Source organism: Blastococcus sp. HT6-4 (assembly GCF_039679125.1).
GTDB classification, from domain to species: Bacteria; Actinomycetota; Actinomycetes; order Mycobacteriales; family Geodermatophilaceae; genus Blastococcus; species Blastococcus montanus.
This window is the reverse complement of the sequence record NZ_CP155551.1, coordinates 3,045,541-3,068,221: the sequence shown is the minus strand read 5'-3', so window position 1 is coordinate 3,068,221 and position 22,681 is coordinate 3,045,541. Positions and strand designations below refer to the sequence as shown.

The 22,681-nt window shown below is 72.5% G+C and carries 22 protein-coding genes; 9 read left to right on the top strand and 13 right to left on the bottom strand.

Features of this window, described 5'->3' with window-relative positions; translation table 11 throughout:
• Positions 1 to 8: 8 nt before the first annotated feature.
• A complete protein-coding gene (gene aztA, locus ABDB74_RS14625) occupies positions 9 to 668 on the bottom strand; it encodes a zinc ABC transporter ATP-binding protein AztA (RefSeq protein ID WP_346619447.1) in 660 nt (219 codons plus the stop codon).
• A gap of 50 nt (positions 669 to 718) precedes the next feature.
• Here aztA and aztB point away from each other — a divergent pair, with 50 nt between their 5' ends.
• The 4 genes from aztB to ABDB74_RS14605 all read left to right on the top strand — a co-directional run bounded on the left by aztB (position 719) and on the right by ABDB74_RS14605 (position 4,988).
• Complete coding sequence (gene aztB / locus ABDB74_RS14620; protein WP_346619446.1) at positions 719 to 1,636, top strand: zinc ABC transporter permease AztB; 918 nt, start codon at positions 719 to 721, stop codon at positions 1,634 to 1,636.
• On the top strand, positions 1,579 to 2,805 hold the full coding sequence (locus ABDB74_RS14615; RefSeq protein ID WP_346619445.1) for a hypothetical protein: 1,227 nt from the start codon (positions 1,579 to 1,581) through the stop codon (positions 2,803 to 2,805). The genes aztB and ABDB74_RS14615 overlap by 58 nt, the downstream gene beginning before the upstream one ends.
• A complete protein-coding gene (gene aztC / locus ABDB74_RS14610) occupies positions 2,802 to 3,710 on the top strand; it encodes a zinc ABC transporter substrate-binding protein AztC (RefSeq protein WP_346619443.1) in 909 nt (302 codons plus the stop codon). The genes ABDB74_RS14615 and aztC overlap by 4 nt, the downstream gene beginning before the upstream one ends.
• 582 nt (positions 3,711 to 4,292) lie before the next feature.
• Positions 4,293 to 4,988 (top strand): hypothetical protein, encoded by a 696-nt coding sequence (locus tag ABDB74_RS14605; RefSeq protein WP_346619442.1) that lies wholly within the window; start codon positions 4,293 to 4,295, stop codon positions 4,986 to 4,988.
• Between the two features lie 55 nt (positions 4,989 to 5,043).
• Here the strand turns inward: ABDB74_RS14605 and ABDB74_RS14600 are convergent, their stop codons facing one another.
• Positions 5,044 to 6,216 carry a glycosyl hydrolase gene (locus tag ABDB74_RS14600; protein ID WP_346619441.1) on the bottom strand — a complete coding sequence of 391 codons (1,173 nt, stop codon included), beginning with the start codon at positions 6,214 to 6,216 and terminating at the stop codon, positions 5,044 to 5,046.
• An 86-nt stretch (positions 6,217 to 6,302) separates the two neighbouring features.
• Here ABDB74_RS14600 and nagB point away from each other — a divergent pair, with 86 nt between their 5' ends.
• Together nagB and ABDB74_RS14590 are read left to right on the top strand one after the other, a co-directional pair.
• Entirely contained in the window at positions 6,303 to 7,085 is a 783-nt protein-coding gene (nagB, locus tag ABDB74_RS14595; protein WP_346619439.1) for a glucosamine-6-phosphate deaminase, read from the top strand.
• A gap of 186 nt (positions 7,086 to 7,271) precedes the next feature.
• Positions 7,272 to 7,505, top strand: coding sequence for a hypothetical protein (locus tag ABDB74_RS14590; protein WP_346619438.1), 234 nt, complete (start codon positions 7,272 to 7,274; stop codon positions 7,503 to 7,505).
• Positions 7,506 to 7,514: 9 nt separating this feature from the next.
• On the opposite strand, the gene ABDB74_RS14585 is transcribed toward ABDB74_RS14590, so the two are convergent.
• Positions 7,515 to 7,673, bottom strand: coding sequence for a hypothetical protein (locus ABDB74_RS14585; protein ID WP_346619436.1), 159 nt, complete (start codon positions 7,671 to 7,673; stop codon positions 7,515 to 7,517).
• Between the two features lie 122 nt (positions 7,674 to 7,795).
• On the opposite strand from ABDB74_RS14585, the gene mgrA reads away from it, so the two are divergent.
• Complete coding sequence (gene mgrA, locus ABDB74_RS14580) at positions 7,796 to 8,827, top strand: L-glyceraldehyde 3-phosphate reductase (protein ID WP_346619434.1); 1,032 nt, start codon at positions 7,796 to 7,798, stop codon at positions 8,825 to 8,827.
• 96 nt (positions 8,828 to 8,923) lie between these two features.
• Complete coding sequence (locus tag ABDB74_RS14575) at positions 8,924 to 11,050, top strand: glycosyltransferase (RefSeq protein WP_346619433.1); 2,127 nt, start codon at positions 8,924 to 8,926, stop codon at positions 11,048 to 11,050.
• Positions 11,051 to 11,308: 258 nt separating this feature from the next.
• Here ABDB74_RS14575 and ABDB74_RS14570 read toward each other — a convergent pair whose 3' ends face one another.
• From ABDB74_RS14570 to ABDB74_RS14545, 6 genes are all read right to left on the bottom strand, one after another.
• Positions 11,309 to 12,136 carry a phosphoenolpyruvate hydrolase family protein gene (locus ABDB74_RS14570; protein ID WP_346619432.1) on the bottom strand — a complete coding sequence of 276 codons (828 nt, stop codon included), beginning with the start codon at positions 12,134 to 12,136 and terminating at the stop codon, positions 11,309 to 11,311.
• 425 nt (positions 12,137 to 12,561) lie between these two features.
• Positions 12,562 to 13,971, bottom strand: coding sequence for an NAD-dependent succinate-semialdehyde dehydrogenase (locus ABDB74_RS14565; RefSeq protein WP_346619430.1), 1,410 nt, complete (start codon positions 13,969 to 13,971; stop codon positions 12,562 to 12,564).
• Positions 13,964 to 14,257: a putative quinol monooxygenase gene (locus tag ABDB74_RS14560; RefSeq protein WP_346619428.1), complete on the bottom strand. Its 294-nt coding sequence runs from the start codon at positions 14,255 to 14,257 to the stop codon at positions 13,964 to 13,966. The genes ABDB74_RS14565 and ABDB74_RS14560 overlap by 8 nt, the downstream gene beginning before the upstream one ends.
• 1 nt (position 14,258) lies before the next feature.
• On the bottom strand, positions 14,259 to 15,116 hold the full coding sequence (locus ABDB74_RS14555) for a fumarylacetoacetate hydrolase family protein (protein ID WP_346619427.1): 858 nt from the start codon (positions 15,114 to 15,116) through the stop codon (positions 14,259 to 14,261).
• A gap of 8 nt (positions 15,117 to 15,124) precedes the next feature.
• Positions 15,125 to 15,997: a PEP/pyruvate-binding domain-containing protein gene (locus ABDB74_RS14550; protein WP_346619425.1), complete on the bottom strand. Its 873-nt coding sequence runs from the start codon at positions 15,995 to 15,997 to the stop codon at positions 15,125 to 15,127.
• 8 nt (positions 15,998 to 16,005) lie between these two features.
• On the bottom strand, positions 16,006 to 17,769 hold the full coding sequence (locus ABDB74_RS14545; RefSeq protein WP_346619424.1) for a PEP-utilizing enzyme: 1,764 nt from the start codon (positions 17,767 to 17,769) through the stop codon (positions 16,006 to 16,008).
• Between the two features lie 313 nt (positions 17,770 to 18,082).
• Here ABDB74_RS14545 and ABDB74_RS14540 point away from each other — a divergent pair, with 313 nt between their 5' ends.
• Positions 18,083 to 18,745, top strand: a complete 663-nt coding sequence (locus ABDB74_RS14540; RefSeq protein ID WP_346619422.1) for a GntR family transcriptional regulator — start codon at positions 18,083 to 18,085, stop codon at positions 18,743 to 18,745.
• 126 nt (positions 18,746 to 18,871) lie between these two features.
• Here the strand turns inward: ABDB74_RS14540 and ABDB74_RS14535 are convergent, their stop codons facing one another.
• The 4 genes from ABDB74_RS14535 to ABDB74_RS14520 are packed head-to-tail and all read right to left on the bottom strand — an operon-like array spanning position 18,872 to position 22,678.
• Positions 18,872 to 20,206, bottom strand: a complete 1,335-nt coding sequence (locus ABDB74_RS14535) for an ABC transporter substrate-binding protein (protein WP_346619421.1) — start codon at positions 20,204 to 20,206, stop codon at positions 18,872 to 18,874.
• Positions 20,207 to 20,257: 51 nt separating this feature from the next.
• On the bottom strand, positions 20,258 to 20,950 hold the full coding sequence (locus ABDB74_RS14530; protein WP_346619420.1) for an ABC transporter ATP-binding protein: 693 nt from the start codon (positions 20,948 to 20,950) through the stop codon (positions 20,258 to 20,260).
• Positions 20,943 to 21,752 (bottom strand): ATP-binding cassette domain-containing protein, encoded by an 810-nt coding sequence (locus ABDB74_RS14525; RefSeq protein ID WP_346619419.1) that lies wholly within the window; start codon positions 21,750 to 21,752, stop codon positions 20,943 to 20,945. Before ABDB74_RS14525 ends, ABDB74_RS14530 begins: the two co-directional genes overlap by 8 nt.
• A complete protein-coding gene (locus ABDB74_RS14520; protein WP_346619417.1) occupies positions 21,749 to 22,678 on the bottom strand; it encodes a branched-chain amino acid ABC transporter permease in 930 nt (309 codons plus the stop codon). The genes ABDB74_RS14525 and ABDB74_RS14520 overlap by 4 nt, the downstream gene beginning before the upstream one ends.
• Between the last annotated feature and the right edge of the window lie 3 nt (positions 22,679 to 22,681).

Sequence of the window (22,681 nt, the reverse complement as noted above, 5' to 3'; positions counted from 1 at the left end):
CCGGGCGGCTATCGGACGGTCGCCGTCCCGGGTCGACGGTGCAGCCGACCGGCCCGCAGCGCCAGGACCTGGTCGGCGCGCTCGACGGCGACGGCGTCGTGCGTGGCGTGCAGGACGACGGCGCCGCGGGCTGCTTCCGCGGCGAGGGCGTCGAGCAGGGCCCCGCGGGTCGTCCCGTCCACGTTCGCGGTGGGCTCGTCGACGAGCAGCACGTCCGCGCGGCAGGCCAGCCCCTGGGCGACGAGGGCGCGCTGACGCTGACCGCCGGAGAGCCTGGCCAGTGGCACCCGAACCAGGTCGCCCAGGCCCATCCGCTGCACGCACTCGTCCACGACCGCCCGGTCGCTCGCGCGCAGCCGGCCGAGCAGTCCGCGCTCCCGCCACCGCCCCATGGCCACGGTCTCGCCCACGGTGACGGGGAGGTCGTCGGGAACGGTGCTGTGCTGGGGGATGTAGGCGACCGTGGCCTGCTCGAGCCCGGTGATCGATCCACCGGCCGGTGCCAGCACTCCGGCCAGCGCGTCGAGCAGGGTCGACTTCCCCGATCCGTTCGCGCCGACGAGGGCGGTGGTCGACCCCGCCGGGAGGACGGCGTCGACGCCGTCCAGGACGAGCGCCGCCTCCCGCCGCACGGTCAGCGACTGGAGGTGCACGGTGCGGACGGCCACCCCTCCACCGTAGCGGTACCGATAATCATTCCCATGTAGGGTCCGGGTCCATGGCCTGGTTCACCGACCCGATGTCGGTCGCGTTCATGCAGCGGGCAGTGCTCGGCGGGAGCCTCGCGGCGGTCATCTGCGCGGTCGTCGGCACCTGGGTGGTGATCCGCGGGCTGGCGTTCCTCGGCGAGACGGTGGCGCACGGGATGCTGCCCGGGGTGGCGATCGCGGCCCTCGCGGGATGGCCGATCGTCCTGGGTGCCGCGGTGAGCGCCGGGGCCATGAGCGTCGGCGTCGGCGTCGTCGCCCGGCGGGCCCGGCTGTCGCACGACACCGCCACCGGCCTGCTGTTCGTGGACATGCTGTCGCTCGGCGTCGTCATCGTCTCCCGCTCGCGATCGTTCGCCACCGACGTCACCTCGATCCTCTTCGGCGACGTCCTCGCGATCCGGCAGGCCGAGCTCGTGCTGCTGGCCGCGGCCCTGGTGGTCATCGTCGCGGCCTGCGCCGTGCTGCACCGGGCCTTCGTCGCCCTGGCGTTCGATGCCCGCACCGCCGCCACGCTCGGCCTCCGGCCGCGGGCGGCGCACGCGCTCATGGTGCTGCTCGTGACCGCCGCCGTCGTGGCGTCCTTCCAGGCCCTGGGCACGCTGCTCGTGGTCGCGCTGCTGCTGGCGCCCGCCGCGGCCGCCCGCCAGTGGACCCACCGGGTTCCGCCGACCATGGCCCTCGGCGCGGCCTTCGGGGTCGCCGCCGTCCTGGCCGGGTCCCTCCTCTCGTGGCACGCCGGCACCGCCGGCGGTGCCTCGATCGCCGGCTGTGCCGTCGCCCTGGTCGCCGTCTCGGCGGCCGCGCGCGCGATCGCCACCCCGCTGGCCGTCCGGTCCGCATCCGTCCGCACCCACCTCTGGAGGACCTCGTGCCCCGCACCACCCGCGCCCGTCCATCGCGTCGGCGCGCGCGCCGAGCAGCACTGACCGCGCTCGCCGGCCCCGCTCTCCTCCTTCCCGCCTGCGCGACGGAGACGTCGCCGGCCGCGGCGCAGACCGGCGGGCACGGCGACGTCGCCGGTGCCGAGGAGCTGGCCGAGCCACAGCTGCGGCTGAGCTATCTGGACACCTCCGGGCAGGTGCACGCCCTCGACCTCCTGACCGGGGAGACGATCGCCGTCGGGTCGGTGGGCCCCGCGGCGGCGGTGGCCGGCGACGGACGGTTCCTCTTCGTGGCCTCCGACCCCGCCGGCGAGCTGACCGTCGTCGACACCGGCACCTGGACCGTCGACCACGGCGACCACGCGCACTACTACCGGGCGCAGCCGCGTGTCGTGGGCGCCCTCGACTGGGACGGCGCCGTCCGGGTCGCCTCCTCGGAGCGCGTCACCACGCTGTTCTCGGCCGACACCGGCGCCGGGGTCGTGCTCGACCGGGCGGCGCTCGGGCAGGGGCGGATCGACCGGCTCGCCACCACCGAGGTGACGCCGCACGACGGGGTCCTGCTGCCGCTGGGCGACTCGCTGATCGCCACCGGCCCCGACCGGGTGGCCGTCCTGGACGCCGCGGGAGAGCCGGTGGACGGCGTGGAGGCTCCCTGCGAGGACGTGCGCGGCGGGGCCGCCACCCTCGTCGGCGTCGTCGTCTCCTGTGCCGACGGCGCGGTCCTGGCGACCGAGGCGGACGGTGCCGTCGCCTTCGAGCGCATCCCGTACCCGGAGCCGGTGGCGGCCGGTGACCGGGCGACGGCGTTCGCCCAGCGGCCCGGGCGGCCGGTCCTCGCCGCGGTCGCCGGGGAGCGCGGGGTGTGGCTGCTGGACACCCGCGCCCGCAGCTGGCAGCTGGTCGGGACGCCGACGCCGCTGGTCCGGGCCGTCGCCGCCGACGACGAGCGCGACCGTGTCCTCGGCCTGGACGTCACCGGGCGGCTGGTCGTGATCGAACCGGCCACCGGCGGCACGGCGACGACCGACGTGCTGGTCGCGGCTCCCGACGAACCGGCCGCCGTGACCCTCGAGGTGGACGCCGACCGGGCCTACGTCAACGTGCCCTCGGCCGGTGTCGTGCACGAGGTGGACTACGCCGACGGTGCCCGCATCGCCCGGACCTTCGACACCGCCGTGCCCCCGGCCTTCCTCGCGGAGACCGGGCGATGAGGCGGGTCGCGGGGTGGCTCGCCGCCCTCGTGGTCGCCGCGGGTTCGCTGGCCGGCTGCCGCGCCGACGCCTCGGACCAGCCGCTGGTCGTCGTCACCACCGACATCCTGGGCGACGTCGTGGGGGAGCTGGTCGGGGACCAGGCGGAGGTGATGGTCCTGATGCCGACCGGCGCCGACCCGCACTCGTTCCAGGTCTCCGCCCAGGAGGTGGCCCGCATGCGCACCGCGGACCTGCTGGTCGCCAACGGACTCGGCCTGGAGGAGGGGCTGGCCACGCAGGTCGAGGCGGCCCGCGCCGACGGCGTCCCCGTCGTCGAGGCGGGGGAGGCGGTGGAGGTCCTCGACTGGGTCGGCGAGGACGCCTCCGGGGTCGATCCGCACTTCTGGACCGATCCGACGCGGATGCTGGCGGTGACCGATGCCCTGGGCCAGGCGCTGGCCGAGCACGTCCGCGGCGTGGACGCGGACGAGCTGGCGGCGGACGTCGCGCGGTACCAGGACGAGCTCCGGGAGCTCGACGGCTGGATGGCCGAGCAGTTCGCCCTGGTCCCCGAGGAGCGGCGCAACCTGGTGACCAACCACCACGTGTTCGGCTACCTGGCCGACCGCTTCGGCTTCACCGTGGTGGGCGCGGTGATCCCCAGCGGCACGACCCTGGCCGCCCCCAGCGCCGGCGACCTGGACGAGCTGGCGTCGAGCATCCGGGAGGCCGGGGTGCGGACGATCTTCGTCGACTCCGCGCAGCCCGACCGGCTTGCCCGGGTCCTGGCCGAGCAGGCCGGCGTCGACGTCTCCGTGACGCCGCTGTTCACCGAGTCGCTCAGCCCGGCCGGCGAGGGCGCCGACTCCTACCTGGCGATGATGCGCGCCAACACCGAGGACATCGCGCGGGGGCTGCGGTGACCCCGCGGATCGGAATGAGAATCATTCCCACTAGTCTTCTTGGCATGACCACTCCCGCACGCCCCTCTCGGTCGGCACCGCCGGTCTGGGTGCCGCCGTCCTCCTCCTCAGCGGGTGCTCCGCCGGCTCGTCGGCCGGGGCCGACCCGGAGGTCGACCCCGCAGCCGCGTCGGCCCGCACCGTCGCCGACGCCCAGCCGCGGCTGACCCTCACCTACGACGGCGGCCTGCTCGTCCTGGGCGCCACGATGCTCGAGGTGGTGGGCGACCTCCCCATCGACGGCTTCACCCGGGTCAACGCCGCCGGTGACGGCCGGCACGTGCTCGTGACCACCGACGAGGGCTTCCGGGTGCTCGACACCGGTGTGTGGACCGACGGGGGAGAGTCCTACGCCGCCGAGCCGGTCCTGACCGACGACGTCGTCGCGGCCGACGCCGCGGGCCACGTCGTCGTCCACGGTGACCGCACCGTGCTCTTCGACGACGGCACCGGCGACATCACCTCCTTCGAGACGGCGGCGCTCCTGGACGCCGACGGGCTCCCGGAGACCGAGTCTGGGAGTCCGGGGCCGCGCATCACGGCGTGGCCATCGAGCTCGAGGACGGCAGCCTGCTCTCCACCCTCGGGGACTCCGAGAGCCGCACCGGCGTGCGCGTGCTCGACCCCGAGGGCGCCGAGGTGGCTCGCGCCGAGAACTGCCCGGGCGTGCACGGGGAGGGCACCGTCGCCGGGGAGGTGGCGGTCTTCGGGTGCACCGACGGCGTCCTGGTCCACGACGGGGCCTTCACCAAGCTCGAGGCCCCCGACGAGTACGGCCGCACCGGCAACGTCTTCACCACCGGGACCTCGCCCGTCGCGCTCGGCGACTACAACGCCGACCCCGACTCCGAGGGCTACCTCCTGTCGCAGTTCGTGCTGGTCGACACCGCGGCCGGCACGCTGGAGGTCGTCTCCCTGCCCGAGGGCGTCGGGTACACCTTCCGCGACCTGGCTCGCGGGCCGGGCGACGAGGCGGTCCTGCTGGGCAGCGACGGCGCCGTGCACGTCGTCGACGAGCAGAGCGGTGAGCTGCTGGCCAGCCACCCGGTGATCGACCCGTGGGAGGGGCCGGCCGAGTGGCAGGACCCGCACCCGGCGATCACGGTCCTGGACGGGGTCGCCTACGTGACCGAGCCCGCCGCGAACGCCGTCCACGCGCTCGACCTGGCCAGCGGGGCGGTGCTGGCGACCGGCCGGCTCGACGCCACCCCCAACGAGATCGCCGTGGTCACCGGCTGACCTCTCCGGGCACGGCAGTGGCCCCCTCCGCGGCGCGGTGGGGGCCACTGCGACGTCATGCGCAGGCGGGAGCGCCGCCGGCCCAGAGCGCCCAGTCGGGCAGATCGGCCCGGAACGCGGTCCGCACCTCCGGTGACCCGGCGGCCCGCCAGTCCACGACGCCGCCGACCTCCGGCTCGAGCTTCGACCACTCGAACCAGTTGACCATCGCCAGGCGGGGCAGCCGGTCGTGCAGGTCCGGGGCGAGCAGCTGCTGCCACCACGCCTGCTTGACGGCCAGCTCGTCGGCGCCGCCGGCCCCGGGCGCGAAGAACGCCGCCGTCTCCGGGATGGCCGGCGGTCTGCCGTACCGCTCCGCGTACCCGGCGTAGAAGTCGGGGATGGCGCGGTCGTCGCCGCCCCGGCCGGCGTAGGTGCCGGTCAGCTGGGCGACGAACTTGCCCGGCTCGGGCACCTCGTTGTCGCCCCACGGGTGGGCGTCGCCCCAGTGGTAGAGCGACATCCCGACCCAGTCGACGGCGTCCTCGCCCGGCCAGTAGGGCGCGTAGGGGTCGTCGGTCCCGGTCAGCGCGCCGTCGCCGTCGGTGTCCAGCGCCGCGACGTCCGCCCCGGCGGCGGCGTGCGCACCGCCGGTGAACGGATAGCCGCCCCCGTAGTTGGGCGCCCACATGGTGGCCGAGCCGGGCGCGCCGGCGTGGACGGCGGCGGCGATCCGGCGGAACGCCTCGACGTAGGCGGCCGGCTGCTGGCCCCAGGCGTACCAGGAGCCGTTCATCTCGTGGGCGAAGCGGACGACGACGGGCACGCCGCGGGCGTTGTAGCCGGCCAGTCGTGCGGCGAGCTCGCCGGCCGCCTCGTCGGTGACCGCGGCCAGGCCGCCCCGCGGCTCGAGGGTAAGCAGCAGCAGGCCGCCGTCGGCGCCCACCTGCTCGACCGCGCCGTCGAGGTTGCGCACGTCGGTCGCCGACAGCGGGAAGTCGGTGAAGGAGACGGCGACGGCCGGGCGGGAGCCGAGAGCGGTGCCGTACTCGGCGAGGGTCTGGGCGCCCCAGTCGAGGTTCACGCCCAGGTAGATCCCGTCGCCGGCGCCGGGACGGGTGACCTGCGCGGCCGGGCACGCGGCGTCGGCCGCGGGGTCGGTCCGACCGCCGTCGGTGCCGCAGGCCGTGGCGCCGAGCAGGGTGCCCAGCAGTGTGCCCAGCGTCAGGGCGAGCAGTCGTCGTCGCACTCCTGCTCCATCGGCTCCCGGGCGGCCGGCTGCAGCCGACCGCCCGGCGGCTCACCCGGGAGGGCCAGTGCGTGGGACCCTGCCCCGTGGAGATCGTCATCCTCCCCGGCCCCGACGAGGTCGCCCGGGTCGCGGCGCAGCGGGTCGCCGACGTCGTGCGCCGGCGCCGGGACGCCGTCATCGGACTGGCGACCGGCTCGTCGCCGCTGGGGCTCTACGCGGAGCTCGCCCGGCGGGTGGCCGAGGGGGAGCTGGACCTCTCGGGCGTCAGCGGGTTCGCGCTGGACGAGTACGTCGGCATCCCGCCGGAGCACCCGGAGAGCTACGCGTCGGTCATCCGGCGGACCGTCACCGAGCCGCTGGGGCTGGCTCCCGGGCGCGTGCACGTCCCGGACGGGCGGGCACCAGACCTGCACGCCGCCGCAGACGCCTACGAACGGGCGATCGGCGCGGCCGGCGGCATCGACGTGCAGGTCCTCGGCATCGGGGCGAACGGCCACATCGGGTTCAACGAGCCGACGTCGTCGTTCGCGTCCCGGACCCGGGTCACCACGCTGGCGCCCCGCACGCGCGCGGACAACGCCCGGTTCTTCGGGACGCCGGACGAGGTGCCCGTGCACTGCCTGACGCAGGGGCTGGCGACCATCCTGGAGGCGCGGCGCCTGCTCCTGGTGGCCCAGGGCGTGGTCAAGGCCGTCGCCGTGGCCGCAGCGGTGGAGGGACCCCTGACCAGCATGTGCCCGGCCTCGGTGCTGCAACTGCACCCGCGGGCCACGGTCCTCGTCGATGAGGCGGCGGCCGGCCGGTTGCGCCTGGCCGACTACTACCGCTACATGCACGCCCACCGGCCGGCGGGCCCGGCGCCCTAGGCTCTCGGGCGTAGGAGCCGTCGCGGGTGGTCGGCGACCCGGCCGGGATCCGGACGCTGGACTCCCTGGGGCCCGTGCCCGGGTGCCGGGTAGCCGCCGGTGTGCACCCGTCCGGCGCGGAGCCGGCGCTGGTCCTGGCGAGCACACCGGACTGACGGTGCCCCGACGCCCAGGGGCGTCGGGGCGGTGACTGACCACGCGGCGCGGGCCGGTCTGGACGGCCCGGCCGCCGGGGTGCAGGGTCAGGCCATGACGGAGAACCGCTACGCGATGGGGCTGGACGCCCTGGAGGCCGGCGTCCGCGTCGGGCCGGCCGACCAGGTGGCGGCGCAGCCGGTGCCGGATCCACCCCCGGCGGACTGGCGCCCGGATCCGCAGCCCTACGCCGACGGGGCGGGCGGCGACGTCGACGGGGACTGACCGGCCTGGTCAGACCTTGCTGTTGCCCTTCAGCCAGCCGTAGGCGGCGGTGCCCAGGAAGAGCAGGACGCCGAGGACCAGGAGCCAGAACAACCCCTCGATCAGCGCCCCGATGACCGCCAGCGCCAGCCAGACGACGAGCAGGAGTCCGATCAGGCGCAGCAGCACGGGGCACTCCTGGGGTGAGGTGGCATCGACCCGCCCAGCCTAGGGGCCCCGGCCCCGCCGGGCAGACCCCTCGACGTGGGAACCGGTGAGCGGGGGAGCGGGCGGTCGGACAGGATGCAGTGATGCCCTACTCCGCTGCCGACGACCGCTACGACTCGATGGCCTACCGGCGCACCGGCCGCAGCGGCCTGGACCTGCCGGTGATCAGCCTCGGGCTCTGGCACAACTTCGGTGACGACGTCCCGTTCGACCGGCAGCGCGACATCCTCCGCCGGGCCTTCGACCTGGGCATCACGCACATCGACCTGGCCAACAACTACGGCCCGCCCTACGGCTCGGCGGAGACCAACTTCGGCCGGCACCTCGACGACGACTTCCGGCCGTACCGGGACGAGCTCGTCCTCTCCACCAAGGCCGGCTACGACATGTGGCCCGGTCCGTACGGCCAGGGCGGCGGCTCGCGGAAGTACCTGCTCTCGAGCCTGGACCAGTCGCTGCGCCGGATGCGGCTCGACCACGTCGACATCTTCTACTCCCACCGCCCCGACCCGACGACGCCGCTCGAGGAGACGATGGGCGCTCTCGACAGCGCCGTCCGCTCCGGCAAGGCCCTCTACGCCGGCATCTCCTCCTACTCGCCGGAGGACACCGCGGAGGCGGCGCGGATCCTCGCCGACCTCGGGACGCCGCTGCTGATCCACCAGCCGTCGTACTCGATGCTCAACCGCTGGATCGAGCGGGACGGGTTGCTGGACACCCTCACCGACGTCGGCGCCGGCTGCATCGCCTTCTCGCCGCTGGCCCAGGGCATGCTCACCGACAAGTACCTCGGCGGCGTCCCCGAGGGGTCTCGGGCCAGCCAGGGCAAGTCGCTGTCGCCGGACTTCCTCACCGACGAGGCGCTCGGGCACGTCCGCGCGCTGGACGACATCGCGCGGGGGCGCGGCCAGAGCCTGGCGCAGATGGCGCTGGCCTGGGCGCTGCGGGACGAGCGCGTGACCACCGTGCTCGTGGGGGCCAGCAGCGTCGGGCAGCTGGAGCAGAACGTCGGGGCGCTGGCGAACCTGGAGTTCACCGACGACGAGCTGGCGGCGATCGACCAGCACGCCGTCGACAGCGGCATCGACCTGTGGGAGGGCCCGCGCACCGCCTGACCCGGTCCCGGGGCGCCCGCGGTCCGGGGGTGAGCAGCAGGCGTCTCACCCCGAGGGGGGATGTGCCGCCCGGCCCCGGCTGTCGATGCCTCGGGGGTGAGCACCGATCGCGCCTCCCGTCCCGGCGGCGTCCTGCCTGCGGCGGGGCGTGCCGACGCGGGCTACGCCACGGCGGGGCTGGGCCGGCCCACCGGCTCGCGGGACGCCGTCCCCGCGCCCGACGGCCCCGTCCGGCTCGCGGTGGTGCGGACGGTGGCGATCACCGCGGTCCTGGCCACCGCCGGCTACCTCGGCTGGCGGGTGCTCGCGACGCTGCCGGACGGGTCGGCGCTGTGGATCGGGCTGCCGTTCCTCGCCCTCGAGCTGTACGGCGGGGTCGCGCTGGTCCTCTTCGTGATGACGACGTGGAACGTCGCCCCGGCCACCGTGCCACCCCCGCGCCCGGGCCCGCCGCCGTCGGTGACCGTGCTCGTCGCCACCTACAACGAGCACCTCGACGTGCTGCTGCCCACGGTCGCCGCCTGCCTGGCCATGGAGGGCGAGCACGAGACGTGGGTGCTCGACGACGGCGACCGGCTAGAGGTCGAGGAGATGGTGACCGCGCTGGGGGCGCGCTACGTCAGCCGCCCGGAGCACGACCACGCCAAGGCGGGCAACCTCAACCACGCGCTGGCGCTCGTGCGCACCGACCTGGTGGCGGTGTTCGACGCCGACCACGTGCCCGACCCGGAGTTCCTCACCCGCACGGTGCCCTACTTCGCCGACGAGCGGCTGGCGCTGGTCCAGACGCCGCAGCACTTCTACAACACCACCTCCTTCGAGCACCTCCGCCCGGGCGTGGACCTGCACGAGGAGTCGCTGTTCTACCGGGTCATCCAGGCGGGGAAGCACCACGCGGGGGCGGCCTTCTGGTGCGGCACCAACGCCGTCCTGCGCGCCGATGCGCTGCGGGCGGTGGGCGGAGTGGCGACCGAGTCGCTCACCGAGGACTTCCACACCACCATGAAGCTGCACCGCGCCGGCTGGCGCAGCGCGTACCACAACGAGGTGCTCGCCCGGGGCCTGGCGGCCGGCAGTCCGGACGCCTTCTACGCCCAGCGCCGGCGGTGGGGCCGGGGTGCCATGCAGGTGCTGCGGCACGACAACCCGCTCACCGCCACCGGCCTCACGCTGCGCCAGCGGCTCGGCTACCTCTACTCGCTCTCGGCGTGGTTCGACTCCTGGCGCACGCTGGGGCTGGCGCTGGTGCCGGTCCTGGTGCTGGTCACCGGGCTGTTCCCGGTGGAGGCGCGGCCGCTGCAGTTCGCGCTCATGGCCGGCATCCCGTTCCTGCTGCAGCAGGTCGCCCTGACGCTGCTGTCCCGCGGCTTCGCCCCGGCGTGGTTCTCCCTGCTGTTCGAGGTCGTCCGGCTGCCGTCGAACCTGGCGGCCACCCTGTCACTGGTCCTGCGCGGCACCGGCCGGTTCGCGGTCACCGCGAAGGGCCGCACCGGCGACGCCCGCACCCGCGCCCGGGTGCCTGCCCTGCTGATCGTGCTCGCCGCCGTCCTGGCCGGCAGCCTGCTGTACACGGCGGCGAGCGTCGCCGGCTGGACGCCGACGCAGCACCGGGCCGGCGGCACCACGCTGGTCCCCGTCTTCTGGGTCGGGATCACCCTCGGCTTCGTGCTGGCCGGCATCCGGCGGATCCGCGACCCCCGCTTCTCGGCCGAGCGCCGCGACGGACACCGGTTCCCGGCCATGCTGCCGGCGATGGTCGACGGCGCCCCGGCGCGGCTGATCGACGTCTCCCTCGGCGGCGCGCAGGTGCGGGTCCGGGGGACCGGCGCCGCCATCGGCGCGGAGGTGGAGCTCGCCATCCGGGTCCCCGACCGCGCGGCCCACGTCGTCTTCCGGGCCACCGTCCGGTCCCGGAAGGACGACGTCCACCGGGTGCAGTTCGTCGGCCGGCAGTGGGCCGCCCTGGCCGCGCTGTCGGCGACCGCGTTCGGCGCCGGTGCCGCCCGGTGGGCCGCCGTCGAGGTCACCCCGCTGGCCGTGCCCGAGCCCGTCGCCGCCGGGGGCCGGACCCTGGCCGCGCAGGTCCACCCGGATGCGGTCGCGGCCGCCGTGCGCAGCCCGTTCGTCTCCTCCGCCGGCCGCGCTCCCGGCCTCCAGGACACCCGGCCGATCCCGCGCCTGACGCCGGAGCTCGAGCCCACGCTCGCCGGTGCGGAGGGCTGAGCACACGGTTCGCCGTCCGGAACCCGGCGACGAGGCTCACCTTCCATCGCCGGTCACCGGCGCAGCGGGAGGCCTGCCGTGGTCAGCGTCATCGTGATCACCCGGTCTCGCCCCGTGCAGCGGGAGGTCCGACTACAGGACGAGCTTCACGTCAACTGACGCACAGGCGGCGGCGACACTTCAGCCACCCGCCGGTGCGGACAGAAGGCCGTGTGCGCACCGTCCGTTCAACGCGTCCACGAGGAGCGCTCCTCGGGATCAGAGGGCGATGTCAATGGCTTTGAATGCCTCGGCCTGGTTACGGATGGCGATCTCCGTAGGCAGCCGTTCTATCGAGGACGCACCGAAGAAGCCGACCACGCCCTCGGTGCGCTGCAGGATGTAGGCGGCGTCGTCGGGCTCGGCGATGGGGCCACCGTGACAGAGGCACAAGACGTCGGGGTTGACCCGTTTGGCGGCGTCGGCCATCGCCTGTACCCGCGCGACGGATTCGTCGAGGGTGAGTGCGGTGGCTGCGCCGATCGAACCCTTGGTCGTCAATCCCAGGTGGGGGACGAGGATGTCGGCGCCGGCGGCCGCCATGTCCCGGGCCTGCTCCTCGTCGAACACGTACGGCGCGGTGAGCAAGTCCTTCTCGTGGGCGAGGCGGATCATGTCGACCTCCAGGTCGAAGCTCATGCCGGTCTCCTCGAGGTTGGCCCGGAAGACTCCGTCGATGAGGCCCACGGTCGGGAAGTTCTGCACACCGGTGAACCCCAGGCGCTTGAGGTCGTCGAGGAACGGCCCCATCAGCCGGAACGGATCGGTGCCGTTGACCCCGGCCAGGACAGGGGTGTCCTGGACGATCGGCAGTACCTCGCCGGCCATCTCCACGACGATGGCGTTGGCGTCGCCGTAGGCCATGAGGCCGGCCAGCGACCCGCGGCCGGCCATCCGGAACCGCCCCGAGTTGTAGATGATCAGCAGGTCGATACCGCCGGCCTCTGCGGACTTCGCCGAGATCCCGGTTCCGGCTCCGCCGCCGATGATCGGCCGGCCGGCAGCGATCTGGGCGGCGAAACGGGCGAGTGCGGTGCTGCGGTCCACGTCAGCTCTCCTTACGGTTGGCGATGGGGTCATGGCGGCCTGCAGCCATCGCGGCGTCGAGGCCGGGGCCGTCGATGGGGGCGCACGTCGATCCCGTGCCGGGCCACGACCGGCATGGACAACGTACGGCAAGGCTGCGCCATGAGGCGGCTGCCATCCTCGCGCACGGTTGATCTGCCCGGGGTCACGCGCTGATGCATCCATCTCTCCTGCCGCGGAGCTCCGGCCCCGCGGCAGGAGGGATGGACGCGGGCGAGATCGCCGCGGAACCGCTGTCGCTGCCGGTGCTGCTGACCCGGGAGCTCGTGCGCACGTCGGCCGTCGCCGCCGACGGGTGAGCGCTCTGCGCACCGTCCCGTCCGGCGCTCCTCGCCCTGGTTCCGGCTCCCCGGGCCTCGCAGGATCCCGGAACCGAGGTCGGTGAGTCACTCGGTGGCCGGCCCCTGCGGCACACCACCGTCGACGACGTACGTCCTGCTGTTGGTGAACTCCAGCGCTCCCGCCTCGCCGAGTTCCCGGCCGTAGCCGCTGCGCTTCGTCCCCCCGAACGGCAGCCGGGGGTCGGAGGCGACCACGGTGTTGACGAAGAGCGCGCCGGAGGTGATCCGCCTGCCTACGGCGAGCGCGTACTCCGGGTCGCGGCTCCAGACGCTGGCGCCGAGCCCGTACCTGGTGGCGTTCGCGACCCGGACCGCCGCGTCGTCGTCACCCACCGGCATCACGGCCGCGACCGGGCCGAACGTCTCCTCGGCCATGACCGGCATGTCGCAGGTGACGTCGCCGAGCACGGTGGGTGCGAAGAAGGTACCCGGGCCCTCGATCGGGCGGCCACCGGTGAGCACGGTCGCGCCCGCCGACACCGACGCGCGCACCTGCTGCTCCAGGCCGTCGCGCAGGTCGGCCCGCGCCACGGGCCCGATGGTCGTCGCCTCGTCGCGCGGATCGCCGACCCGGAGCTCCGCCACGGCGGCGGCGAAGCGCCGGCTGAACTCGCCGGCGACGTCCCGGTGCACCACGAAGCGCTTGGCCGCGAGACAGCTCTGCCCGCTGTTGAGGAACCGGCTCCGCACCGCCCCGGCGACGGCCAGGTCGAGGTCGGCGTCGGCCAGCACCACGAAGGGATCCGAGCCACCCAGCTCCAGCAGGGTCTTCTTGATGGCCCCGCCGGCCGTGGCGGCCACCGCCGCTCCGGCCCGCTCGCTGCCGGTGAGGCTCACCGCCCCGATCCGGTCGTCCTCGATCAGGGCCCGGGTGACCTTCGGGACGTCGGGCTCCGCGACCACGATGCTGCGGAAGACCTGTTCGGGCAGACCGGCGTCGCGGAACAACCGCTCGGCCGCCAGCGCGCAGCCGGTCACGTTGGGGGAGTGCTTGAGGATCGCCGTGTTGCCGGCCAGCAGCGTCGGGGCGGCGAAGCGCAGCACCTGCCACAACGGGAAGTTCCACGGCATCACAGCCAGCACGACGCCGAGCGGCTCGTGCGCCACCCAACTGCGCTGTGCGCCGGTGTCCACGGGCCGGTCGGCGAGGAAGCCCGGCCCGTGGTCGGCGTAGTAGTCGCAGGCGGTGGCGGACTTCTCGACCTCCGCTCTGGCCTCCCCGATCGGCTTGCCCATCTCGGCGGTCATGAGCACGGCGAGGTCGTCGGCCTGCGTACGCAGCTGCGCGCCGATGGCCCGCACCAGGCCGGCACGCTCCTCGACCGACCGCGCGGCCCACGCCGGCTGGGCGGCGTGCACGGAGGCGAGGACCGCGAGCGCCGCACCCACGTCCGCAGCCGGGTACGTGGCGAGCGGCTGCCCGGTGGCCGGGTCGACCGTGGTGACCTCAGGCATCGATGGTTTCGTAGGTCTTCACGCTGCGCTCGACCAGGTACTCGAGGATGTAGCCGAAGACGTTCTCCTGGAAGTGCGGCGTGTTCTTGTGGTCCTCGTAGGCCTGGGCGTCGGTGTACTGCTCGTAAAGGAAGAACGTCTCCGGCTCCTCCGGGTCGACCTGGGCCTGGTAGAAGACGTTGCCCGGCTCGGCTCGGGACAGCGGGGTCATCTTCTTGATCACCTCGGTGACCCGCTCGCCCTCCCCGGGCTTGGCCTTCCAGGTGGCCGCGACGACGAACGCCATGTCAGTTGTCCTTCCGTTCGTTGGTTGGGACGGCATTGGGTGGTCCGACGGTGTTGCGCAGGATGCCGATCGGGCCGGCCTCCATCTCGATCACGTCCCCCGGCTGGATCCAGCGGTCCAGCTCGAGACCGGAGCCACCGGTCGCGGTGCCCGAGCCGAGCACCTCTCCGGGGAGCAGGGTCTGGTCCTGGGCGGCGTAGGCGATGAGGTCACCGAACGAGTGGTGCATGGCCGAGACCCGGTCCCCGCCCCACCGCTCGCCGTTGACCCGGACCTCGAGCTCGAGGGTGGCGAGGTCGATCTCGTCCGGGGTCACGATGCAGGGGCCGAGGACGTTGGACCCGTCCCACTCCTTGGCCTTGGCCGGGCCCATGCCGACCGGCAGCTCGCGGCGCTGGACGTCCCTGGCGGACATGTCGTTCCAGATCGTGTACCCGAAGACGCAGTCGAGCGCGTCCGCAGGCGCCACGTCCCGGCACGGGCGGCCGATCACCGCGGCGAGCTCCAGCTCGTGGTCGAGCTGCCGGCTGTAGGACGGCCACGGCAGCACGGTGTCCGGCCCGGTGACCGTCGTCCCCATGCTCCGGTAGAAGACCGGCACCTCGTACCACTCGGGCGGCACCTCGCGGCCCAGGTTCCGGTAGGCGTTGGTCAGGTGCCCCTCGAAGGCGAGGAAGTCGCGGAAGGAGCGGGGGACCAGCGGCGCGAGCAGCCGTGCGCCCGGGACCGCCCGCCCGTCCGCGAGCGGGGCACCGGCCTCGATGAACGCCACCATGTCGCCGTCGAACCCGACGTCGAGCACCGTGTCGCCGTCGAGCCGGCCCACCCGGGAGGCGACGCCGGCCGACGTGTAGGTCACGAACCTCACTAGATCGTCGTGATCGGACGGGACTGCAGGAGGTAGAGATCACCGCCGGCGTCGAACGCCCACTCGATGTCCTGCGGACAACCGTGTAGCTGTGCCAACTGCTGCCCCATCCGGGCCAGCGCGGCGCACTCGTCGTCGGTGAGAACCGGTTCGGCGTCCACGACTTTCGACTTCTTCACGACCCCGTCACGGGAGAGCGTGTAGTTGTCGGGGGTGGTCTCCCCGGAGACCACGGCCTCGCCGAGGCCGCGCGCGGCCTCGACGACCATGCGGTCCTTGCGGCCGTGCACCGGGTCGACGGTGAACATGACGCCGGACTTCTGGCTGTCCACCATCTGCTGGACGACGACCGCCATGGCGACGTCCTCCAGGGACCCCTTCTCCTTGCGGTAGAAGACCGCCCGGTCGGTGAAGAACGACAGCCAGCACTCGACGACGTTGTGCAGCACCGCATCGAGGCCGTCGGTGTTGAGGAAGGTCTCCTGCTGCCCGGCGTAGCTGGCGCCGTCGGAGTCCTCGGCGCACGCCGACGAGCGGACGGCGACCAGCCCCTCGAGCTCCGCGAAGGCCTGCTCGATCAGCTCGCGGGGCGGCTGCGCCGCGGCGACGAGCGCACGGGCGGCCTCCACGTCCTTGCTGCGCATGGCATCCCGCAGGGAGTCCTCGTCGACCGCAGCGGCGAAGGCCGCTGACGTGATGACGAAGCCCGGCGGGACGGGCAGCTCCTCGGCGGTCATGGTCGCGAGGCTGGCGCCCTTGCCGCCGGTCAGCTCGACCACTTGGCAACGGGCGTCGCTGAACGGCAGCACCAGCGGAGCGTCGGGCGTCGGCACGGCGGTCTCCTCGGTCGGGGTGTTGAGAGTGGCGGTCATCGGTTCCGTCAGAGCGCCTGCGCCGGCGTGATCCGGACGTCGCCGACGATCTCGACGCGGCCGGTGGAGCCGTTGACTCGGACGCGGTCGCCGGTCTTGATCCGGCGCGTGGCGTCGGAGGTGCCGACGACGGCCGGGATCCCGAACTCGCGGGAGACGACGGCGGGGTGCGAGGCCATGCCACCGGCGTCGGTCACCAGGCCGGCGATCTTGGTGAAGAGCACGACCCAGGAGGGGCTGGTCATGCGGCACACCACGATCTCGTCGGACTCCACCTCGCCGAACTGCTCGGCGGAGAGGACGACGCGTGCGGTGCCCTCGACCACGCCGGCCGACGCGGGCAGGCCGGGGATCTCGCCCTCGTGCGACGGGGCGGGCCGGTTGAGCTTGTCGGGGAAGGCCCACAGCGACCAGTACGGGAAGCCGACCGACTCCTCGGTGGCGGTGCCGATCCAGTCGCGCGGCCGGACCTCGTAGGCGTCCTCGCGGGCGTCGCGGCGGTCGCCGACGAGCTCCTTGGCGTCGAAGGAGTTGCTGCCGGCCATGAGGCGGCGCAGCTCGTTGTACTTGAGGTACATGACGTCCTCGGCATCGTCGAGCCGGTCTTCGGCGGCGAGCTTGCGGCCGATCGCGACGAGCACCAGCCGCACCCGGGCGTTGGTGCCCTGGTCGATGTAGAAGTGGTGGTCGGGCGTCAGCGGGTTCATCCGCAGGCTGAGCTCGAGCGCCCGCTCCAGCTCCTCGCGCGCCGGTCCCTCCTCGACGCCGTCGAGCACCTCGGCCTTGGCCTTCTCCAGGTCGTCGGCGACGGCCTGCAGCTCGGCCGGGTAGTCGTAGTCGCTCTCGAGGTAGCCCCGGATCGCCTCGACGATCGGAGTGGGGTCCTCCCGCCAGGTCCTGAACGAGAACTCGTGGGCGTACATCGACTTGAAGCCGAACGTCCTCTGGTACGGCTCGATGTGCTCGGCGATGAAGGCGCGGCCGGCGTCGGTGCCCTGCAGGGCGCGGAGGACGTCACCGGCCGTGGGGCGCTCGAAGGCACGGGCGACCTCACCCTGCTCCTTCTTCACCCCCTCCTTGATCTTCCACAGCTCCTCGATGGAGTCCCAGTTGCGGTTCTCCGTCGAGCTCTGCAGCCGGCCCATGAGCGAGGAGTGGTCACCCTCGCCCCTGGCCGCGGCGACTGCAGCGTTGAGCGCCATGGTCGAGGAGAACTGGGCGAAGTTGAGCACCCAGTGGATCGACCAGTGCCGGTCGTGCATGTCGATGGCGTCCTCGAGCAGGATCGCCAGCTCGACCAGGCTAGCGCCGTCGTAGTCGTACTCGTCGAACCGGACGAAGTTCTGCTCCATCTCCGGCCGCAGCCGGTCGCGCCACCAGTCCAGGAAGTTCTCCGCGTAGTAGGGGAGCGTCCACCCCATGTAGGCGCCCAGCTCCGCGGGGTCCTGCGGGTCCAGCGGAACGCGCGGGGTGTACCGGGTGCCGTACTCGGACGCCTCCGCCGACAGGCCCGGCGTGGCGGGGATGGCCGCGGTGTAGACGTAGCCGTTGACGATCTTGGCGATCCAGTCGGCGGCGAACGGAGTCCCGAAGCGGCGGAACATGTAGTCGCACTTGAGCCACCAGCCGCCGATGTCGGCGTACATGGGGGAGATCGGGTTCGGGATGTGCAGGTCGTCGTGCACCCAGAAGAGCTCCCGCTGGCCCTCCTCCCACTGCACCGGGAAGTCGTCGTCCCCGTAGAAGGTCGCCAGGACCTGCTCGTCACTCATGCCCACTCCGTCGTGAGTTGCTGGTGCGATGTCGGATGTCGTGTGTCGGACGTCGGCGGTCGGCCGCCGTCGTGCCGATCCGGGGATCCGTTCTCCGGAACGTGTGGCGTGCCTCACCTGAAACAATCGATAATCAAGCAGAGTGATGTGAGACCCGTCAACCCCTCCGGCTCCGGAGATCTCCGCCGGGCACCACCGCGGGGGTTGTGGTGCCCGTAGGCCTCGGCTCCCCGCTTGACATCCCGCAGATCGGCGTCGCTAACTATCGATAGCAGAGCAGTTGCAGAGCTGCTCATCGATGAGGGGTGAACGCATGCCTCGGGCGCCTCGACGCACCGCGCTGCTTCGTGACGCCATCAAGGAACGCATCGTCGAGCGCATCCTCGACGGGACCTACGGACCGGGGGAGCGCATCGTCGAGAGCGCCGTCGCCGCGGAGTTCGGGGTGAGCCAGGCCCCCGTCCGCGAGGCGCTGCGGGATCTCGAGGCCATGCGATTCGTCGAGTCGCAGCCGCACCGCGGGGCGCGGGTCCGCGAGGTGAGCAGCGAGGAGCTCGTCCAGATCTACCCGGTGCGGGCGGCACTCGAGGAGGTGGCCGGGCGCGAGGCTGCGCCGCGGATCACCGAGGAGGGGCTCGCGCTGCTCGGCGAGGAGCTCGCCGGGATGCGCCGCGCCGCGGCGGCCGGCGACCTGCACGCGCTGATGGTCCACGACACCCGATTCCACGAGATCATCGTCGAGGCGTCGGGCAACCAGGTGCTGCTCGACGTCTGGCGCTCGCTGCGCGTGGAGGCCCGCAGCCTGGTCAGTGCGCTCACAGGACGCTCCGACCTGCACGCGATCGCCGAGCTGCACCGGCCGGTCCTGCAGGCCGTCGAGTTCCGGGATCCCGAGCTGCTCGGCAAGGAGATGCGCGCCCACATTGAGTTCTTCGGCGCCTCGGTGGTCGGTCACCTGGGCCGCGCCGGCACCTGAGCCGCCGCCCGGCTTCCCGGCCGACGACGGTACCGGGCGCCGTCCCCAGGGAACGGCGCCCGGTACCGCTGTCGTGGCGCGGAATGCTCACCGGCCCGGCAGGTCGGTGGGCACCCCGCAGCCGCCTTACTGGCTGACCGTCGTGTCGAGCTCGAGGACCTCGGACTCGTCCACCGTGGTCACCTGCTCCAGGGAGTCGCCTGCCCATTCGTAGACGCCGAAGAGGCTGCCGACGACCCCGGTGTCGGTGTACTCGTACTCACCGCTCACGCCGTTGTAGTCGATGTCCTCGCCGTCGCGCAGCGCCTGGATGCCCTCCTCGTAGGTGTGCACCTCGGTGCCGCCCTCCGTCACCTCCGGCATCGCCTCGACCCAGTCGCTGGCGCACACGCTGCCGGCCGCCTCGATGGCCAGTGCCGTCACGTTCAGCAGGTCGTAGTAGCCGTAGGCGTAGGAGTTGGACGCATCGGCGAACTCCGTGGCGTCGGAGCTCTCCCACATCTCCTGCCAGGCGTCCCAAGCCGGGGAGTCCGTAGTGCCGAGGCCCGCGATCCAGACCGCCTCGTGCTGGTCCAGGGCGCTCTGGGTGGCGGCCTGGGCGAACGCCTCCTGCAGCCACTCGGTCGAGCCGATGATGGTCAGGGACAGGCCGGCCTCCGCCGCCTGCTTCACCATCGTCCCGCCGTCCTCCGCCTGGCTGAACAGCAGGAGCGCGTCGGGGTCGGCACTGGCGATCGTGCTGATCGTGCTGCGGTAGTTCGGCTGCTCGGGCTGCACGTCGATGACCTGGACCACCTCGAGGCCGATCTCCTCGGCCGCGGCCACCGCCGCATCCTTCTGCAGCTGGCTGCCGGCGATCTGGGTCGCCACGACCGCCACGGTCTCCGCGCCGGCCTCCCGGGCCTGGAGCACGCCGGCGATCGCCTGAGCGGTGTCCATCGCCTGCCCGCGGAAGATCGGCTCCTCCGCGGTACCGCCGATGTCGGCCGGGATCGACCCCCCGTGGAGCGACGGCATGAGCGGCTGGTCGTTCTCGGCGACGTAGTCCCGGGCGAACTCTCGGTACGACGAGTACTCGTGCGCCGGGTCGAGCAGGATGTCGACGTCCTCCCGCTGCAGGAAGTTGCGGGCCACCTGCGCCTCGCCGACCGTGCCGATGTCGTCGTGGATCACCTCGAGCTCCCGGTCCAGCGGCGGGTTCTCGTTGATGTTCTCGACCGCGAGATCGACGGCGGCCTCGAAGAAGGGGCCGACGTCGGAGAAGGGGCCGGTGTAGTAGTTCAGGTGGCCGACGGTGATGGGGCCGTCCCCCTCGGCGCACTCGCCGCCGCCGCCGCCGCCGGCACCGGCGCCGGCTTCGTTGTCGGAGCCCGCGGAGCCGGAGGCGCACGCGGACGCGAGCAGGATCGACATGCCGACGGTCAGCGCCTTGGCGCCGCGGAATCGTGCGGTGTTCTTCATGACTGCCTCCAGGTGGGGCGGGATAGGGATGTCCTGCTGACGGGAGAACCGCTACAGGCGGTATCCCTCGCGGAGCGAATCGGTGTCGAGATTGGCGGCGCGGTCGATGGCGAACACCTCCCCGAGATTGAGGACCATCGCCCGGCCGGCTATGGCCAACGTCTTCGAGGCGTTCTGCTCGGCGAGCACCACGCTGAGGCCCTTGTCGCGGTGCACTTTCTCGATCATCGAGAAGAGGGCGTCGGCGTACTTGGGGGACAGCCCCGCGGTCGGCTCGTCCAGCAGGATCAGCTTCGGGTCCTGCATGAGCGCTCGTCCGACGGCCACCATCTGGGCCTCGCCGCCGCTGAGCGTCCCGGCGCGCTGACGCATCCGGGCGGACAGAGCCGGGAAGAGGTCGAACAGCTCCTCGAGCCGCTCCGCCTTCGTCCGCTTGCCGATCAGCCCGCCGATCGAGAGGTTCTCGGCGACGGTGAGGTCCGGGAACACGTTGGCCTCTTGCGGCACGTAGGCCAGACCCGCCGCCGCGAGGCGGTGCGGCTGGCGGGAGGTCACGTCCGTGCCGTCGAACCGCAGGGAGCCTCCCGTGATGGGCAGCAGCCGCGCCAGGGTCTTCAGCAGCGTGCTCTTGCCGGCGCCGTTCGCGCCGAGCACGGCGAAGATCTCGTGTTCCAGGGAGAAGCTGATGCCCTTGAGGACGGTGACGTCGCCGTATCCGCTCTGCAGCTCGGAGCACTCAAGCATGGCTGGCCCCGAGGTACTTCTCCGCCACGGTGGCATTGCTACGCACTTCGCTCGGTGTTCCCTGCAGGAGGATCTCTCCCTCTGCCATGAAGTGCACGAATTGGCACGTCTCCCAGATGAGGTCCAGGTCGTGCTCGATGATCAGGATCGACAGGTCCGTCTCCCGGGTCTTCTTCCGCATGATCTCCATGACCTTGTCCGTCTCTTCCTGGGGCAGCCCGGCGGTCGGCTCGTCCATCAGGAGGTAACGGGGCTTGAGCAGCAGGCAGCGAAGAATGTCGAGCAGCTTCTTCTCGCCGGCCGATCCCGCCTTGCCGTCCGGGTCCTGGAAATGGAAGAGGTCGAGGTACTCGTCGATCTCCTCGTCGGCGCGCCGCAGGAAGCCCTTGTCCCGGCCGATCTTCCAGAACTTCTCCTGCTCCGCCCCCGCGAGGGACAGCAGCAACGATTCGCGGATCGTGAGGCTCTCGAAGTCCTGGATGACCTGGTTGGTCTTGACCACGCCCATGCGGGCGATTGCGTCGGGGCTGTGCTTCGTGAGCACCACCGTGCCGCCGGGGTGGTGGTACTCGATGTGCCCGCGGTCGGGGGAGACCACGTTGGTGATCAGCTTCATGAGGGTGGTCTTGCCGGCACCGTTGGGTCCGATCAGCCCCTCGATGCCGTGGGCGCCGAGCACGAGGTCGGCGATGTCGACGACCGTCCGTCCGCCGTAGTGCTTGTGCACGTCGTGCAGGTGCAGGCTCTTCTGTCCGCCGGTGGGGGTGCCGGCGGCCCTCGTCGTAGAAGTCGCGCCGGTCATGCCTTGACCTTCTTTCGGCTTTCGACCTGGGGGTTGCCCTGGGCCTTCCTTCGTCTCTCGCCCAGGAGCCCTTGGGGGCGGAACAAGATCACGAGCATCAGCGTGAGGCCGAAGAGCATCAGCTGGACGTTCGGCAGCTGCTGCGCGAACTCGCGCGGGACGTCGACGTACTGCTCGATCACGATGTCGAAGAGGCCAACGGTGAGCAGTGTCCCCAGGACCGGGCCGAGGACCCGCTTGCGGCCGCCCAGGACCAGCGCGATCCACACGACGAACGTCAGGTCCGCCGTCAGCAGCCGGGGGACCAGGAACTGGTTGACCGACGCGTCGAGGGCGCCGATCGCGCCCATCGCCGCGCAGGTCACCGTGAAGAACACGAGCTTGTGCCGGAAGGTCGGCTTGCCGAGGCTCCGGCTGAGGGTCTCGTTGTCCTGGATGCTGAACAGCAGCCGGCCGTACGGCGCGTGCTGCAGCCGGGCGGCGTAGAGCAGCAGGGCGGCCGCCAGTGCTACGAGCACGAGCAGGAAGACCAGCTGGCTGGTGGCCGTGTCGCCCACCTCGAACGGGCGCGGCACCGTGCCCAGCCCCACGACGCCCTGGGTCAGCCAGGACTCGGTCGTCACCAGGTACAGCACGATGGTCGAGAAGGCCAGGGTCGCTACCAGGACCGCCTCGTTGTCCAGGTTGAGGATGAGGAGACCGAGCAGGAACGCGACGACTCCGGTGAGCGCGGTGGCGATCAGCAGGGCCAGGCCGAAGGGGACCGCGTAGTTCACCACCAGGATCCCGGTCGTGTACATCCCGAGGCCGGAGAAGCCGACCACACCGAAGTTGACGATGCCGGTGCGTCCGAACTGCAGGTGCAGCAGCGCGGCAAGGCAGACGACGATGGTCAGCCCCTGGAGGGGGAAGACGAGTGCATTCACGGG

What these genes read in the sequence shown, in the direction of transcription:
- ABDB74_RS14560 (WP_346619428.1), bottom strand. Translation starts at nt 14,257, where the DNA reads ATGGCGTTCGTCGTCGCGGCCACCTGGAAGGCCAAGCCCGGGGAGGGC.
- aztC (WP_346619443.1), top strand. Translation starts at nt 2,802, where the DNA reads ATGAGGCGGGTCGCGGGGTGGCTCGCCGCCCTCGTGGTCGCCGCGGGT.
- ABDB74_RS14525 (WP_346619419.1), bottom strand. Translation starts at nt 21,752, where the DNA reads ATGACCGGCGCGACTTCTACGACGAGGGCCGCCGGCACCCCCACCGGC.
- ABDB74_RS14550 (WP_346619425.1), bottom strand. Translation starts at nt 15,997, where the DNA reads ATGACCGCCACTCTCAACACCCCGACCGAGGAGACCGCCGTGCCGACG.
- ABDB74_RS14530 (WP_346619420.1), bottom strand. Translation starts at nt 20,950, where the DNA reads ATGCTTGAGTGCTCCGAGCTGCAGAGCGGATACGGCGACGTCACCGTC.
- ABDB74_RS14535 (WP_346619421.1), bottom strand. Translation starts at nt 20,206, where the DNA reads ATGAAGAACACCGCACGATTCCGCGGCGCCAAGGCGCTGACCGTCGGC.
- mgrA (WP_346619434.1), top strand. Translation starts at nt 7,796, where the DNA reads ATGCCCTACTCCGCTGCCGACGACCGCTACGACTCGATGGCCTACCGG.
- ABDB74_RS14565 (WP_346619430.1), bottom strand. Translation starts at nt 13,971, where the DNA reads ATGCCTGAGGTCACCACGGTCGACCCGGCCACCGGGCAGCCGCTCGCC.
- ABDB74_RS14540 (WP_346619422.1), top strand. Translation starts at nt 18,083, where the DNA reads ATGCCTCGGGCGCCTCGACGCACCGCGCTGCTTCGTGACGCCATCAAG.
- ABDB74_RS14545 (WP_346619424.1), bottom strand. Translation starts at nt 17,769, where the DNA reads ATGAGTGACGAGCAGGTCCTGGCGACCTTCTACGGGGACGACGACTTC.
- aztB (WP_346619446.1), top strand. Translation starts at nt 719, where the DNA reads ATGGCCTGGTTCACCGACCCGATGTCGGTCGCGTTCATGCAGCGGGCA.